At 63.7% G+C, this 14,452-nt stretch carries 9 protein-coding genes; 6 read left to right on the forward strand and 3 right to left on the reverse strand.

Translation table 11 applies throughout. The features are described from left to right. Window positions 1-564 (reverse strand): hypothetical protein (locus AC4FS3_RS26035; RefSeq protein ID WP_491022925.1); only part of this gene is annotated, 564 nt, incomplete at its 3' end. Window positions 565-1,915: 1,351 nt separating this feature from the next. Here AC4FS3_RS26035 and AC4FS3_RS26040 point away from each other — a divergent pair. Both AC4FS3_RS26040 and AC4FS3_RS26045 read left to right on the forward strand, forming a co-directional pair. Then, window positions 1,916-2,239 (forward strand): hypothetical protein, encoded by a 324-nt coding sequence (locus AC4FS3_RS26040; protein WP_491022926.1) that lies wholly within the window; start codon window positions 1,916-1,918, stop codon window positions 2,237-2,239. Window positions 2,240-2,387: 148 nt separating this feature from the next. Next, a complete protein-coding gene (locus AC4FS3_RS26045; RefSeq protein WP_491022927.1) occupies window positions 2,388-3,854 on the forward strand; it encodes a mannose-1-phosphate guanylyltransferase/mannose-6-phosphate isomerase in 1,467 nt (488 codons plus the stop codon). Window positions 3,855-3,933: 79 nt separating this feature from the next. Here the strand turns inward: AC4FS3_RS26045 and AC4FS3_RS26050 are convergent, their stop codons facing one another. Continuing rightward, on the reverse strand, window positions 3,934-5,145 hold the full coding sequence (locus AC4FS3_RS26050; protein WP_491022928.1) for an acyltransferase family protein: 1,212 nt from the start codon (window positions 5,143-5,145) through the stop codon (window positions 3,934-3,936). Window positions 5,146-5,264: 119 nt separating this feature from the next. Then, window positions 5,265-7,253 (reverse strand): SGNH/GDSL hydrolase family protein, encoded by a 1,989-nt coding sequence (locus tag AC4FS3_RS26055; protein ID WP_491022929.1) that lies wholly within the window; start codon window positions 7,251-7,253, stop codon window positions 5,265-5,267. A gap of 540 nt (window positions 7,254-7,793) precedes the next feature. Between AC4FS3_RS26055 and AC4FS3_RS26060 the strand changes: the two genes are divergently transcribed. The 4 genes from AC4FS3_RS26060 to AC4FS3_RS26075 all read left to right on the forward strand — a co-directional run bounded on the left by AC4FS3_RS26060 (window position 7,794) and on the right by AC4FS3_RS26075 (window position 14,291). Then, window positions 7,794-9,938, forward strand: a complete 2,145-nt coding sequence (locus tag AC4FS3_RS26060) for a GumC family protein (protein WP_491022930.1) — start codon at window positions 7,794-7,796, stop codon at window positions 9,936-9,938. 193 nt (window positions 9,939-10,131) lie between these two features. After that, entirely contained in the window at window positions 10,132-12,261 is a 2,130-nt protein-coding gene (locus tag AC4FS3_RS26065; RefSeq protein ID WP_491022931.1) for a YjbH domain-containing protein, read from the forward strand. An 8-nt stretch (window positions 12,262-12,269) separates the two neighbouring features. After that, complete coding sequence (locus AC4FS3_RS26070; RefSeq protein ID WP_491022932.1) at window positions 12,270-12,899, forward strand: YjbF family lipoprotein; 630 nt, start codon at window positions 12,270-12,272, stop codon at window positions 12,897-12,899. A gap of 33 nt (window positions 12,900-12,932) precedes the next feature. After that, a complete protein-coding gene (locus AC4FS3_RS26075; protein WP_491022933.1) occupies window positions 12,933-14,291 on the forward strand; it encodes a polysaccharide biosynthesis/export family protein in 1,359 nt (452 codons plus the stop codon). The last annotated feature ends 161 nt before the right edge of the window (window positions 14,292-14,452 follow it).

Genomic DNA, 14,452 nt, shown 5'->3' on the forward strand with positions numbered 1-14,452 from the left:
ATCAGAGAACTTATGCCGGCCACCCCTGGTTATCCGGGACGCCTTATGTGATGAGCCAGCACATCGACAGGGCGGAGCCAGACAGCCGGGCGGCGATGGCGATACGCAAGACCACTCCTCGTCTTTGCCGCACAGCGTGCTGGCCCAGACGGGACGGTCACAGCAGGTAGGCGATGCTTCGCGCTGCGCATAGACCCCACCGATCTTAGGCCGGAGGGTTTGGTGATCAAGTTTCGCCTGAAGCTCGTTGAGCCGCACTTGCGAGCGTTGAAGCTTCTGGGCGTCTGTCCGTTTTGTCCAGGCATCACCGAGAATCATGCTCGCATCTGCGATAGCCTGCTCCATGGGGTTATCCATGATCTGGCCGCGAGCTACGGGCGATGAAGCGCCGAGAAGGGTCAGGGGGTTGAAGCCGTATTGCTCGCCATATTCACGAGCATACTTGGCTAGCGCCCCCATAGCCTCTTGCGTCTGCTGATAGGTGGATGGGCCTTTCTTCTTACCGAAAAGCTCGCCAAGAAGCTGGCCAACAACGGGAATTGCGGTCTCAAGACCGACGGCCATCAGGATACCTGCGCCATTTTGATCAGATCGGCGCGGACTTTCCGGGGGGCGACCCAGAACATGTCAGCGAGAAGCTGAATGGCCCAGGGCATGGGCGTTTTCTGATAGTCGATAACGGCCTCACGCTGGTATTCAAAACAGCCGCCAGAGTGCGTCCCGATAATCTGAGAGGACTTCAAGGGGGGCGCTCAGCGAACCTGACGGGGCCCCAATTGCAGATGGGATCGCGTGAGATACGCATCAGGGCGCCCTCACGCAGAAGGCATGGAAAGGACGCCGGGAAGAAGGTCGAGGCCGTCCCGCTGAGGAATCCAGCCACCAGAGGCACCATTGCGGTGAGATGCTTTTTAAGGATTTGTTTTTAAATGAATTTTTTGTTATGGCGAATAATAGACCGATAATGCAACATTATGGGATGTTTCTATGAAGTGACATGCGCGGCGGTTTCACTCTGAAACATCCAGCCATACCGCCGTCATTCTATGGGTAAGATCATGATCTCACAGACCTGCACAGCCACCATGTGATCGGGACACCGACGACCGGCAGGATATTTCCGCTGCACCGGATGACCTCGGTTTATGCATTTGCCCATAGGGTGGTCCTGTCATCCCAAGCGGCGTTCCTCGCCCAGGGGGGCACAGCTCTGGCCGTGGTCGGGGTGATCGGCTATCCCGCGCTGCGGGCTTGGAACACGCGATACGTGCCGGGAATACCCCTGATGGCGACTTTGGCCATTTACCCCTGCAATTATGATTACGACCTGTCATTCATCGGGGGGCCTGTGCAGTTCTGGCCGCCGACCTGATCCGCCTTGCCAGTCCGCGGGAACGCATCCTGATCCTGTCCTGGATAAGCTGCAGCATGGGCCTGAATCTGATGGTCAAGAGGATGCTTTCGGTGACGGGTGATTTCGGGCCGCTCAACCCTGTCTGGCGCGGCTTCCGCTTACGGTCCTTACTCTTGCGCGTGGTCGCCATGGGTCGGGCATGTGTAGATCTGTTTCAGCCCCGTATCCGGCGCGCGCCCCATAAGGCCAGGGCCGTCACGGTATTTGGCGATCCAAGCGAGTGCCCCATCCGGTGGTGACGCCCTTCCCGGCAAGCGGTGCGGGGGCCCGATCCGCTTGCGGCGCGCTTACCGGCTTTCCCGTGCCGTGTTCGCCGGCTGACGGGAAGAGAGGCGGCTGCCCGCCCGGGATGCGCTTTTTTAGGCAGGCATCGTGATCGCGCAGGGATGACTGGTATTTCATGCGCTGCTGGCATATGGGGGACGGGTATTTGGTTGCGATCCTGTAGCTTTTGTCAGCTATGCTGAATATTATCCCCCGTCAGAAATTTGGAGAGCCCAGATGACGAATCTGAAAACCGGACTGACAGTTGCAGTGCTTATGAGCGTTATGACCCTGCCCGCGGTCGCACAGGAGACAGCGCCACAACCTGCCGGTGAACCTGTCAGCTCTTCTGCATCCGCCGGAGGTGGTGCTGGTACCACCACGGCTACTACGGCTGTTGCAGCGCCTGGTGCTGCGACCACCGGCTTCATACCAGTTGCAGGCGGTCTGAGCGCTGCCGGTGCTGCTGCTGCGGTGGCGGCCGGCCTGGCAGTGGCGGTTGGCGTTGGCGGCAATGGTGGCACCGACGGCACCACATCGACGACTTCGACCACGAACTGAACTCTGGTCCCCTGAACACGGTCGTTCTTGTGCGGGGCTGAGACCCCAGCACAAGACCCGGTTCCGGCAGACCTGGCAGTGCCTTGCGGCGCTGCGGGGCCGACCTTGCCCTGAACAAATGGGCTTTTCTGAATAAACAGAGGCGAATATGACGCTGCAGACCATTGTGCCGGTTCTTCTTTGCGGGGGCTCGGGCACCCGCCTTTGGCCGCTTTCGCGCAAGAGTTATCCGAAACAATTCGCGCTTGAGATCGGGGGGCGGACGCTCTTCCAGGCCTCGGCCGAGCGGCTTTCCGGCGAGGGTCACAGCGGCAGCGGGGCGGGGTTCCGCTTCGCCGCGCCGGTGACGGTGACCGGCTCGGATTTCCGTTTCATCGTGACCGAGCAGCTGGCCGCGATCGGCATTGACCCGGGGCCCATCCTGATCGAGCCCTCGCCGCGCAATACCGCGCCTGCGATCCTCGCGGCAGCGCTTTATCTGCAGGAGCGCGACCCCGATGCCATCATGCTGGTGGCGCCGTCAGATCATGCGATCCCGGATGAGCAGGCCTTCCGCGCGACGGTCGCGCGCGGCCTTTCCGCGCTGGAGTCGGCGCGGCTGGTGACCTTCGGCATCACCCCTGACCGGCCCGAGACGGGATATGGCTATCTCGAACTGGCGGCGGCGGCGGGCGAGGATCCGGTCGATCTGAAACGCTTCGTCGAAAAGCCCGATGCCACCCGCGCGGCCGAGATGCTGGCCGCTGGTGATTTCCTCTGGAACGCCGGGATCTTCCTGTTCCGGGCCGCTGATCTGATCGCGGCCTGCGAGGCGCATGTGCCGGCGATGGTGGCCCAGGTGCGCGACGCGCTTGGCCAGGGCCGCACCGATCTGGGCTTCCTGCGGCTGGAAGAGGCCGTCTGGAACGGGATCGAGGATGTCTCGATCGATTACGCGGTGATGGAAAAGGCCGACAATCTCTCGGTGGTGCCCTTCTCCGCCGGCTGGTCGGATCTGGGCGGCTGGGATGCGGTCTGGCTGGAAGGCGGGCCGGATGCGAAAGGCGTGGTCACCTCGGATCATGCCACGGCGATTGACTGCGAAAACAGCCTGTTGCGCTCGGAATCCGCGGCGGTGGAGCTGGTGGGGATCGGGCTGAAGAATGTGATCGCGGTCGCGATGCAGGATGCGGTTCTGGTGGCCGATGCCTCCCGCGCCCAGGATGTGAAAAAGGCGGTCGCGGCCCTGAAGGCGAAAGGCGCCCGCCAGGCCGAGACCCTGCCGCGCGATTACCGGCCCTGGGGCTGGTATGAGAGCCTGGTGATCGGCCAGCGTTTCCAGGTCAAGCGCATCCATGTCCATCCCGGGGCGGCGCTGAGCCTGCAATCGCATCACCACCGCTCGGAACACTGGATCGTGGTCGAGGGCACCGCGCGTGTCACCGTCGATGATCAGGTAAAGCTCGTGACCGAGAACCAGTCGGTCTATATCCCGCTTGGCGCCGTCCACCGGATGGAAAATCCCGGCAAGCTGCCGATGGTACTGATCGAGGTGCAGACCGGCAGCTATTTCGGCGAAGATGACATCATCCGCTATGAGGATGTCTATGCCCGGGGGCAGGGCGCCAAAGGCTGACCCTGCGCCTGAGGGGCCGCACATGACGGGCCTGGCTGCGCCCCGGTCAACCGCTCTTTGCGGGATCGGGGCAGGGCGGTCATGCTTTGTGTGAGGGGGCGTCTGATCCGATCAGGCCCGGCCTGTCCGACCCCGGTCCTGATCTGCGCCAGAGCAGGACCGAAAGCTGGTTTAAGGGCGGCATCATCCGCAAGCTGACAGAGATTGTGGCGGCCATCAGGCCTGCGATCAGCAGGGCCAGCAGGATCTGTATGGCGCGATCTTCACTGCCGGCCCCGGGGATCAAGGGCAGACCGGCGCGCAGGCAGGCAAAGGCCAGATCCTGGATCAGATAGATCTGCAGGGTGATCCGCCCGTATTCGGCCAGACCCTGGCCGACAGGACTGCCCGTCAAAGCCCGTGCCAGCCTCCAGAGCAGGCTGCCTGCCAGGGTCGTCGCGCTGGCCGCCCCGAGAAACATCAGCGAGACCCGCACCGGATCTGCCAGCAGGCTGGCGCCATTATTATAGGCATAGGTCTGGCGGTCCCAGAACAGGAAGCACAGCAGGGCCACCGGCAGGGCGGTCAGCGCCGGTCCCCAGGGCGCGAGGGCGCTGCGCGGCCGCCGCCGCCTGTGCCAGACACGGTTTTTGCGGCGCGCCCGGGCCTGCAACTCCAGTCCGCGCAAAAGCCGTCCGGCCAGAAAGAAGGGCAGCGTGAAGGCAAAAAGCGGCAGCACCAGCCAGATCCCGGCGGCGGCCGGGCTGAGGAGGGCGGCAAAGACCAGCGCATAAAGCAGACCCGCGCCGCGCCCGAGCCTGTGGCCGATTGCGACAAGGATCAGCGCGAGAAAAAGCGCCCAGAGAAACCAGTAGAGATTGAGGAACCCGCCCCAGGTCATGGACGGGATCCCGGCCCAGCTGCCTTTGCTTGCGGCTTTCAGCAGCGCCGCCAGCAAGGCCCAGGGCAGCATCGGCCCGATCAGCCGCAACCCGCGCCGCAGCACCGGGCGCCAGCCCAGCGGGTCGGGCGCCATCAGGTCTGATCCTGTCCCGGCGCGCGGCGAGAAATAGCCGGCCAGCACCATGAAAAGCGGCATATGGAACATGTAAATGCCGAGAAACAGCGGATCTTCCCAGAAGGTGTCGCGCCCGCCATGGCTGATGAATTGCAACGCATGGCCGAACAACACGAGGAGGATCAGCATCCCGCGCAGAATATCGGCCTCTTCGGAGCGGGCACCGGGGAGAACGCCGGGCAGAGCTCGGGCGAGCGGGCCGGAGAAAACGGATCTGGCGGAAGAAAAGGGCATGGGCATTCCCGGACCGCTGAGGCGTTCCGGGCAGCATGGGGCGGCGTGGTTAATGAAGTGCTAAAGGATACCGCCCGGATATATCCCCTGCCGGATCCCGCCATGATGGGGCGGGCAGGTCACAGGAGGCCCGCATCGCCGCAGATCAGCTGAGCGATCTGCTGATGGCCGTATTTGTTCGGATGCAGCCCGTCCATCGTATAGACCCCGTTATTCGTGACCATATTGGTCGGGCTGGTCCAGGCGGGCTCCGCTGCCATATTCCAGGCCAGATCCTCAAGCAGATCAACGGTATGGACGTTGTTCCTGCGCCCGACCTCGGCAATGGCGTCGCGTTTGCGCCTCCAGGACCCCTCCAGCGACCAGTAGCTGCCCGTGCTGCGCTTTTGCGGCAGATCGGTGCAAAGCACGAGGAGCGGCTTTTTCACCGCGTCGATCTTTGCGGTCTTTTCCGCCTCGGTCTCGGCCCCGGTCAGAGCGGCGCGGCTGCGGATATTGTAATAGTAATCCTGAATTTTCCGCACCGTATGATCAACCGCCTGGATGAACCGGGTGCCGGTATAGTCACTGGCGATATTCGTCTGGGTGACGAGGCTTTCGCCGGAGACGGAGCCGTCGAAGGTGCCAACGCTGCCTGGCGCTCCGTCATCATTTCCGCCGGGCTGATATATGATGACATTGGGCTCATAGGCCCAGATCCGCGACAGCCGCGCATTCAGCGCAGTCTGGGCCGCGGTCTGGCCGGAATAGCCCCCATTATAGACCGAGGCGCCGGTCTGGGCCTCGAAAGCGTCTTTCGCAAAACTGTAATCGGTCGAAAAGCGGCTGTCGCCGTAAAGGATGATTTTAGAGGCGGCGTTCAGCACCGGGCGGCGGCGGATCTTGCGGCAGGATCGGTCGGTGCTGCCGGCAAGGCCTGCGGGCGCGGCCAGCGCATAGCGGGTGACCGGCACCGGGCCGTGCGCGCTGTTCGGGTAGGTGCGGGCGGCGACCACGGGATGGGTGGCGCTGGCGCGGCAGATGCGGATCAGGCCGGTGCCTGCGGGTGTGATAAAGCTGCCCTGGCGTGGGGTGGGATTGCCGGTGGTGCCGGTCTGGCCCGCGATGAAGGCGCCGCTGGCGGTATAGCAGGCGATATGGGCCACGGCATTATGGGCCGAGATGTCGAAGGCAAGGCTGACGCCCGCCTCCATCCGCATCAGCTGGCTCATCTCCCAGTTGCCCGAGCCGTCATTGACCACGCCGCCATTGCCGATCGCGAGATAGCCGGGGGAACATTCGGCGAGGGTGAAGAGATCGGTCAGGCTGCTGCCCGAGGCCGCCACCCTGGCCGAGAGGCCGGTCTCGCCGATCCGCTGCCAGCCTGCGGGGCTGGCCTGCCAGCTGTAGCGCCCGGCATTGGCCACCGTGCCGCCGGCCACGGGATCGGTATGGCTGCCGGTATCGCTGTCGAGCACTTCGGCACCGGTGCCGGAGGTCAGCCCGGCGGTGGGAAGCGCCGCGAGCGCGCTCCAGCTGACAACTGTGCGGGCAGAGGCTTGGGCGGCCTGGGCGGCGGTCTGGGTTGCGATCCGGGCGGCCTCGGCGCGGGCGGCCTCACTGGCGGCCTGGGCGGCCCCGGTCTGGGCGAGATCGCGCGCGCTTCCCACGGCTGCCAGATAGCCCGGTGCGGTGAACCCCGTGAGCGCTTCGGCAGTCTCCAGAATCGTTGCGACCTCGGCCTGCGAGGCCTGGACCCAGAAACTTGAAGGGGCGGCCGGCACAGCGTTGCCCAGAAGATCTCCCAGCACATGCTGCGGCGCAGCGCCGACCTGGATCGTGCCCAGCGATGCCTCCCGCGGGACCGAACCGCGCGCGCGGTCCTGTTCGTCCCAGCGGGCCGTGACCGTGTAATGGGTGCCATGCAGCCCTTCGCTGTTGCGCCAGAGCCGGAAGCCCGCGGGCAGGACACCTGCGTCATCAAGCGAGACGGTCAGCGCCGCCGGCAGCAGGATGTCCTCGCCCTCGCGATCCCAGGCCGAGAGGGTGAAGATCAGTTTCACCCCGGCAAAATCCTCGCCTGTTGGCAGGGGGATGCGACCGGTGATCAGGCTGCTGGTCAGGGGCATTGCGGGCTCCGGGCTCGGTTGCAACAGGGGCGCAGGGAAAGGCGCCCTTGCCGGATCCCGATAGGCGGCAGGATCCGGCTCTGGCCCGCGATCCTGTCGGGGCGGGGTAAATCTCTTCCTGGCAGAGCGTACGCTGCCCCGCATCCGCAGGCCGCTGCGGCCATTGTCTGTCCCGTTCAGGGTGAATGGCCCGGTGCGGATGAGCAGAGGGAGCCGCGCGGGACATCTGCCGCCAGACGCTGTGAAACGGCCGGAAAGGTCACAGAAAAACAACAGCGAAGCCCATCGCCAGACTGGCGGAACATACCGGATTTACAGGGCCCTCGCTACATGCAGGGGTTGTCTCGCCAGGGTGGCTCGTTTAGGGTCGCCCTGCCCGATGACGCCGTTTCTGATGGCCTGGGCCGCGTGGCAGGTTTTGTTTCCCGGGGGTGGGTGCGCGGTCCTGATCTGAAATGGCTGAACGGGCTTTATATATGATGTTTTATGTGAGAATGGCCCCACGTGAACACTTCCCCTTCGCCGACAGCTGCGGGTGCCATGTCTGACTCTGATGATACGATCGATCTTCTGGCCCTGCTGCGGACCCTCTGGCGCGGCAGGCTGGTGGTGCTTGGGGCTGCCCTTTGCTGCATGATCCTGGGCGGTATTTATGCCTGGCGTGTGGCTGTGCCACTTTATTCAGCAAATGCCGTCGTGATGCTGGACGCGCGCGAAAATTCCGGCATGGGGCTGAGTGCGATCCTCGGCGGGCTTTCGACCGACAGTTCGACTGTGAACACCGAAGTGCAGGTTCTGCGCGGGCGCACTCTGATCGGACGGGTGGTGGATGAGCTGGATCTGACCGCAGATCCCGAGTTCAACGGCGCCTTGCAGCCCGAAGGTCTGACGACGACGCTGCGTCGCAGCATCGGCCTTGGTTCTGATCCGGTGGTCTTGCCGCCTGAAGAACAAGCCGCGCAGGAGCGTGCATCCGCGACCACTGCGCTGCTGGATCAGGTGACAATCTCCAACGTACCCAACAGTCTTGTGTTCCAGATTGCCGTCACCACGGAATCCGCTGCGAAATCCGCGAAGATCGCCGATACGATCGCGCGTCTCTATATTGATGATCAGATGCGGGTCCGCTTCGAGGCGACCGAGACCGCAATCACCTGGCTGTCGGAGCAGGTGATCGTTCTGAAGAAAAATATCGACGTTTCCGAGGCGGCGGTGCGCGAGTTCCGGGCCACCACCAGCGTGGTTGATCTGGAGACGCTTGGCGCGCTGGACCGGCAGCTCAAGGAAACCCGGCGCCGGATCGAATTGCAGACCGGGCAGGCGGCGGATCTGAGGTTGCGTCTTGAGCGTATCGAAAGCGCCACTGATCCGATGGCAAAGGCGATTTCCAGCGGGGATGAGGCCCTGATCCGTCTGGCTGACAGGCTTCAGACGGATCAGCCGGAAGCCGATACGACCGGATCCGCACAGGCAGATCCTGCAGAGGCTCTGCGCAACTTCAATGCGGCCCTTGCCCGGGTGACGGCGCTCGCCCGCCAGGATCTGGCGCGGGTCGAAGCCCAGGACGGTTCGCTGCGCGAAGCGGAGCAGAAGCTTGCCGCTGATTTCGAGAGCCAGTCACGCGACCTGGTGACGCTTGAGCAACTGCTGCGCGAGGCCGAGGCCAATCGCCTGCTTTATGATCAGTTCCAGACCCAGCTGAAAGAAACCCTCGCCCAGCAGGGGATTCAGCGCCCCGACAGCCGGATCCTGTCACAGGCGGTGATGCCTGGTGCTCCTTCCGCCCCGCGCAAAAGCCTGATCCTTGCGATGACGCTGGTGCTTGGCACGATGATCGGCACCGGGATCGTGCTGATGCGCGAAATGATGGTCAACCGGATCCGCACGCCGCAAGAGCTTGAGGCGCTGACCGGCCGCTCGGTTTTTGCCCAGGTGCCGAAGATTGATGAGCGCAGCCGCAAGGGCGTTCTGGGATATCTGGCGCGCAACCCGGCTTCGGCCGCCGCCGAGGCGATCCGCAATCTCAGGGTCTCGATCCTGCTGTCTTCGGCAGAAAAGGCGCCGCAGGTCATCATGATCACCTCTTCGGTTCCCGGTGAGGGCAAGACCACCACGACGCTGGCGCTGGCGCAGAATATGACCATGCTGGGTCGCAAGGTGCTGGTGATCGAGGGCGATATGCGCCTCTCGCCGCTCAGCGAGTATTTCGACGGGATCGGCAAGGGGAAACCCGGCGTGGCCGAGGTGATCGAGGGGAAGATCCCGCTGTCGGAGGCGGTACAGTCGATTGCCGGAGTCGGGGATCTGCTGTCTGAATCGAAAATCACGATCAATGCGGCGGATCTCTTTTCTTCCGAGCGCTTCGCTGACCTGATCGCCCAGGCGCGCGGGCTCTATGATCTGATCCTGATCGATACGCCGCCGGTCCTTGTCGTGCCTGATGCCAGGATCATCGCGCAACAGGCTGATGCGGTGATTTTCGCCGTGCATTGGGACCGCACCTCGACCGATCAGGTCCGGGCGGCAATGCACCAGCTCGAGCTGGTCAATGTGACGCCGGCGGGCTTTGTGCTGACGCTGGTCGACCCGCAGGGGATGCGGCGCTACGGCTATGGCGACAGCTATGGTGCCTATGCCAGCTACGGCAAAAATTATTATACGGGTGAAGGCAAACAGATCTCATAGCGCAAGAGCCTGACCACCCGCGGGCCTGCAATCGGGCCATGGGGCTTTGGGGGATTTTGAGAACAGAAATACTGCGACACCCAGGCCTTTCCGGTCGTGACGCGGATGGTTGGAAACGGAAAAGATGCGACGCCTGCCAGCGGATCCCTTTTCGGACGAGAGAAACGCGAGATCCGCACCGAAAAAGGGGGCGATGATTCTTGCCTCTTTCGCCTTATTCACGGCCCCCCTCGCCGCTCCTGTGGCAGCGCAGGAGGCCGATGACCGGCGGATGCCGGGTCTGTCCTCCTATGGGGTGCCGGGCCATATCGACATGCCTTCGGCCTGGGCAATGCCCGATGGCAGTTTTGCTTTTACTCTGAACCAGTTTGGCCGCGATATCCGCCGCGCCACCATGGCCTTCCAGATCAGCCCGCGTGTGACCGGGGTGTTTCGGTATTCCTATCTCGACAATTACTTCTCTGATGGCAGCTCGCTCTATGACCGCAGCTTCGACCTGCGCTATCAGATCCTGACGGAAAATCCCGATGGCTGGCGTCCGGCGCTTTCGGTGGGGTTGCAGGATTTTGGCGGTACCGGCATCTTTTCGGCCGAATATCTGGTGGCCTCGAAAACCCTCAGTGAGACGGTCAGCGCCTCGGGCGGGATCGGCTGGGGCCGGTTCGGCTCTTATGGCAGCGTCCGAAATCCGCTTTCGATCCTCTCTGACCGCTTCGATGATCGCGGCCGCTTCACCGGCATCGCAGATACCGGGCGCGTGGGATTTGACCGGTTTTTCCGCGGCGATGCGGCTTTCTTTCTCGCGGTGGACTGGCAGGCAACAGATCGGCTGCAGCTGAGCCTTGAATATTCTTCGGATGCGATGGATCAGGAGATTGCCCGCCTGGGCTACCGCCACCGCACGCCGGTCAATCTCGGGATGGAATACCGCTTCGACAATGGCGGTATCCTCGGGCTTTCGGTGCTGCATGGCTCCGAGGCCGCGCTGAGCTATACGCTGGTGCTGGACCCGACCCGCCCCTCCGCGCCTTCGGGACACGAAAGCGCGCCCCCCGCTATCTCGCGCGGCAGCGCTGCCACCGTGGCCAGCTGGGGCGATATCTCGGGCAGCGCAGGGCGCGCGGCGCTTGAGCAGACGCTTTCGGATCAGGGCATCCGCCTTGACGGGCTGAGTTTCGAGGGTGGCACCGCGACGGTGGCGATCAGCAACCGGCAATGGCCCAATACGGCCCAGGCCTGGGGGCGTACCGCGCGCGTCCTCAGCGCGGTATTGCCGGCTGAGATCACCCGGTTCCGCATCCGCAGCATGGAGCACGGCATGGCCGTGAGGGATGTCATCCTGACGCGCCAGGATCTGGAAGAGCTGGAATTCGCCCCTGACGGTGCCTGGCAGATCTATGCCCGCGCCGATATCCGCGATGCTTACTCGCTGAGTTCGGCAGACGAGGGCGCGCTGCCCGATCCGCGGCTGGATCTGGAAAGCCAGGCCTCGCTGCGGCTCTTGCCCTATACCGAGACCGCGATCTTTGACCCTGATAATCCGCTGCGGATGGATTTCGGCGCCGAGCTCCTGGGCGAATGGTCGCCGGGGAACGGGCTCTATTTCTCGGGCGCGATCCGGCAAAAGCTGGTGGGCAATATCGACACCTCGACCCGCGTCTCGGATTCGATCCAGCAGCATGTGCGCTCGGATGCGCCGCTTTATGCCAAGAGCACCGGCCCGAAACTGGCCTTCGCCACCGCCGAATGGTTCAGCCGCCCCGGCCCGGACCTCTATGGCCGCGTCAGCGCCGGCATGTTCGAGAAGATGTTCGGCGGGGTCTCGGGCGAACTCCTCTGGGCGCCGGTCGAGCGGCGCTATGCGCTTGGGGTTGAGCTGAACTATGTGAAACAGCGCGATTATGACGGCGGGCTCGGTTTTCTCGATTATGATGTGCTGACTGGTCACGCCTCGCTTTATTACGATTTCGGGGGCGGTTATCTTGCCCGGATTGATGCGGGCCGCTATCTCGCGGGCGATCTCGGCTCGACCCTGACCCTGACGCGGCGCTTCGGGAACGGGTTCGAAGTGGGTGCCTTCTTCACCCTTACCGATATCAGCTTTGATGATTTCGGCGAGGGCTCGTTTGACAAGGGGATCACCATCAGCCTGCCCTTGTCCTGGGTCACGGGCCAGCCGACGCAGCAAAGGCTGGGTCAGGTGATCCGCCCGATCCAGCGCGATGGCGGCGCAAGGCTCAGTGTCCGCAACCGGCTTTACGGGCTGACCCGGGATGAGACGGATGCGGCCCGGGGCATCGGCTGGGGGCGGTTCTGGCGATGAGACAGCGCATGACGGCGATGACCCCTTTGAAGATGCCGCTGGCCCTTATGCTGACAGCCCTGGTCCTGAGCAGCTGCTCGGGCCAGACCCGCGACGCGTTGCTGGCCCGCTATGCCGGCAGCACCCCCGGCGAGGCGGTCACCGCCGCGCCCGCAGGCGCTGCGCGCCTGATCGTGCGGATCCCGAAAGCGGGGCAATCGGCGCTTTTGCATGAAGCGGGCGCGCGCGATGGCGTGCGGCGCTGGCAGGCTTCGGATAATGTGCAGATCTATACGCGCGATGGCATGATCATCGGCACCCGGGGTATCGGCACTGATCTGATGAGCGCCGATACCGGTGCCGCGGCAGCGCTGATCCGCGAGGCGCGCAGCGCACAGGTGCCGCGCATCTACCGCCTGCTTGACGGCGAGGACCGGCTGGAGATCCGCTCTTACATCTGTGACATTCTCCCCGCACAGGCGGAACAGGTCCGTATCGGCGAGGCGGAATGGACCACGGCGCTCCGAGTCAACGAGACCTGCCATGGCCCGCGTGGCGCGCTTTCCGGCACCCATTGGGTGAAGGAGGGCCGCATCCTGCAAAGCATTCAGACCTTTGATCCGGGCTTGGGTCCGGTCGATATCCTCTTCCTGCCATGATCCAGCCCGTTATCCCCTTCTGTGAGGCCTCCGATGCGTAACCCTCCTTTGCTTGCCACGTTCATGGCCGGGCTTGCGCTGTCGCTGGCAGGCTGCGGCGTTGCCTATCAAAGCACCAGTATCCGCGAAGGCGTGGTGGACGGCACCAAGGTCAGGGTGATCGGCCTGACGCCCGAAACCACACTGGCCGCCAATCAGCAGGCCTATAGCCCGCGGGCGCTGCCCGCGGCCTTCAGCGCGACCGCCGGCACCCATGGCACAATGGCGCGCGGCCTGCCCGCGCCCGCCAACCAGCCCGAACAACGCCAGGGCGTGCCCGCGACCAGATTGCCGCCTGCCGTCGCGGCGACCCCCTATCAGGTGGGGGTCGGGGATGTGGTTTTGCTCGCGACCAAGGCGCCCGCCAATTCGGTGGCCGAGCTGTCGGGCCTCCTGGCCGCGCAAAATAACCGCCAAGGCTATACCGTCCAGGATGACGGTGCGATCGCCATTCCCGATGTCGGCCGGGTCCGCATCGCGGGTATGACGCTGGAGGATGCCGAAGCGGCGGTGTTCCAGCGTCTCGTTGAGCGCCAGATGGATCCGAGCTTCAGCCTCGAAGTGGCCGAATTCAACGCCCGCAAAGTGCCGATCGGTGGCGCGGTGGCAAAGCCGGGTGTGGCGCCGGTCACGCTGACACCGCTGACGCTGGACACGGCGCTGGCAGCGGTGGGCGGCATCGCCGCGCCTGACCGCTCCTCCGCAGTGATCCGCATTTACCGCGCCGGGTCGCTTTACGAGATCCCGGTCACCGAATTCCTGCGCAACCAGAGCTATCAGAAAACCCGCCTCATCGACGGCGATACGGTCTTTGTCGACAGCGATTATGATCTGACCCGCGCCGAGGCCTATTTCTCCGAACAGCTCGCGCTGCAGGGCGCGCGCTCTTCGGCCATCACCGCACTCAGCCAGGAAGTGGGCATCCGCCGCTCTGAGCTGGAAGAGCAGCGAGCGAATTTCAACACAAGGCTCGAGCTTGGGGCCGAGAAGCGGGACTATGTCTATCTGACCGGCGAGGTCGGCAAACAGGGTCGCTGGGCTCTGCCCTATGACCAGAGCGCAAGCCTTGCCGATGCCCTGTTCGATCAGGGCGGCATCGCGGCCAAGACCGGCAATCCAAGACAGATCTACGTGCTGCGCGGCTCGGCGGATCCGCGTGAATTCGGCGCGCTGACCGCCTGGCATCTTGATGCCGGTGCCGCAGCGGGCCTGATGCTGGCGACACGCTTCGAGATGCGCCCGAATGACGTGGTTTATATCGCGCAGCAGCCGATCACCAAATGGGACCGAGTCATCTCGCAGATCACGCCCAGCCTGATCACGGTTCCGCTGAACAATCTGACCGAAAACTGAACAAAAGCCGGGCAGAGGCCCGGCTTTTTGCACAAAGATACCGCCAGCCCTCTCTGGCGCGGCGCGCGCAAGGGCCCTGTCATATTAATGGTTTAAAAATGGTTGTAATATGATGTGGATTGCGGCATTGGCTGGTACCGGCGTCATAATCTGTGACAAAA

Source organism: Pseudogemmobacter sp. TB195 (genome assembly GCF_058313095.1).

What these genes read in the sequence shown, in the direction of transcription:
- AC4FS3_RS26040 (WP_491022926.1), top strand. Translation starts at nt 1,916, where the DNA reads ATGACGAATCTGAAAACCGGACTGACAGTTGCAGTGCTTATGAGCGTT.
- AC4FS3_RS26045 (WP_491022927.1), top strand. Translation starts at nt 2,388, where the DNA reads ATGACGCTGCAGACCATTGTGCCGGTTCTTCTTTGCGGGGGCTCGGGC.
- AC4FS3_RS26050 (WP_491022928.1), bottom strand. Translation starts at nt 5,145, where the DNA reads ATGCCCTTTTCTTCCGCCAGATCCGTTTTCTCCGGCCCGCTCGCCCGA.
- AC4FS3_RS26055 (WP_491022929.1), bottom strand. Translation starts at nt 7,253, where the DNA reads ATGCCCCTGACCAGCAGCCTGATCACCGGTCGCATCCCCCTGCCAACA.
- AC4FS3_RS26060 (WP_491022930.1), top strand. Translation starts at nt 7,794, where the DNA reads ATGTCTGACTCTGATGATACGATCGATCTTCTGGCCCTGCTGCGGACC.
- AC4FS3_RS26065 (WP_491022931.1), top strand. Translation starts at nt 10,132, where the DNA reads ATGATTCTTGCCTCTTTCGCCTTATTCACGGCCCCCCTCGCCGCTCCT.
- AC4FS3_RS26070 (WP_491022932.1), top strand. Translation starts at nt 12,270, where the DNA reads ATGACGGCGATGACCCCTTTGAAGATGCCGCTGGCCCTTATGCTGACA.
- AC4FS3_RS26075 (WP_491022933.1), top strand. Translation starts at nt 12,933, where the DNA reads ATGCGTAACCCTCCTTTGCTTGCCACGTTCATGGCCGGGCTTGCGCTG.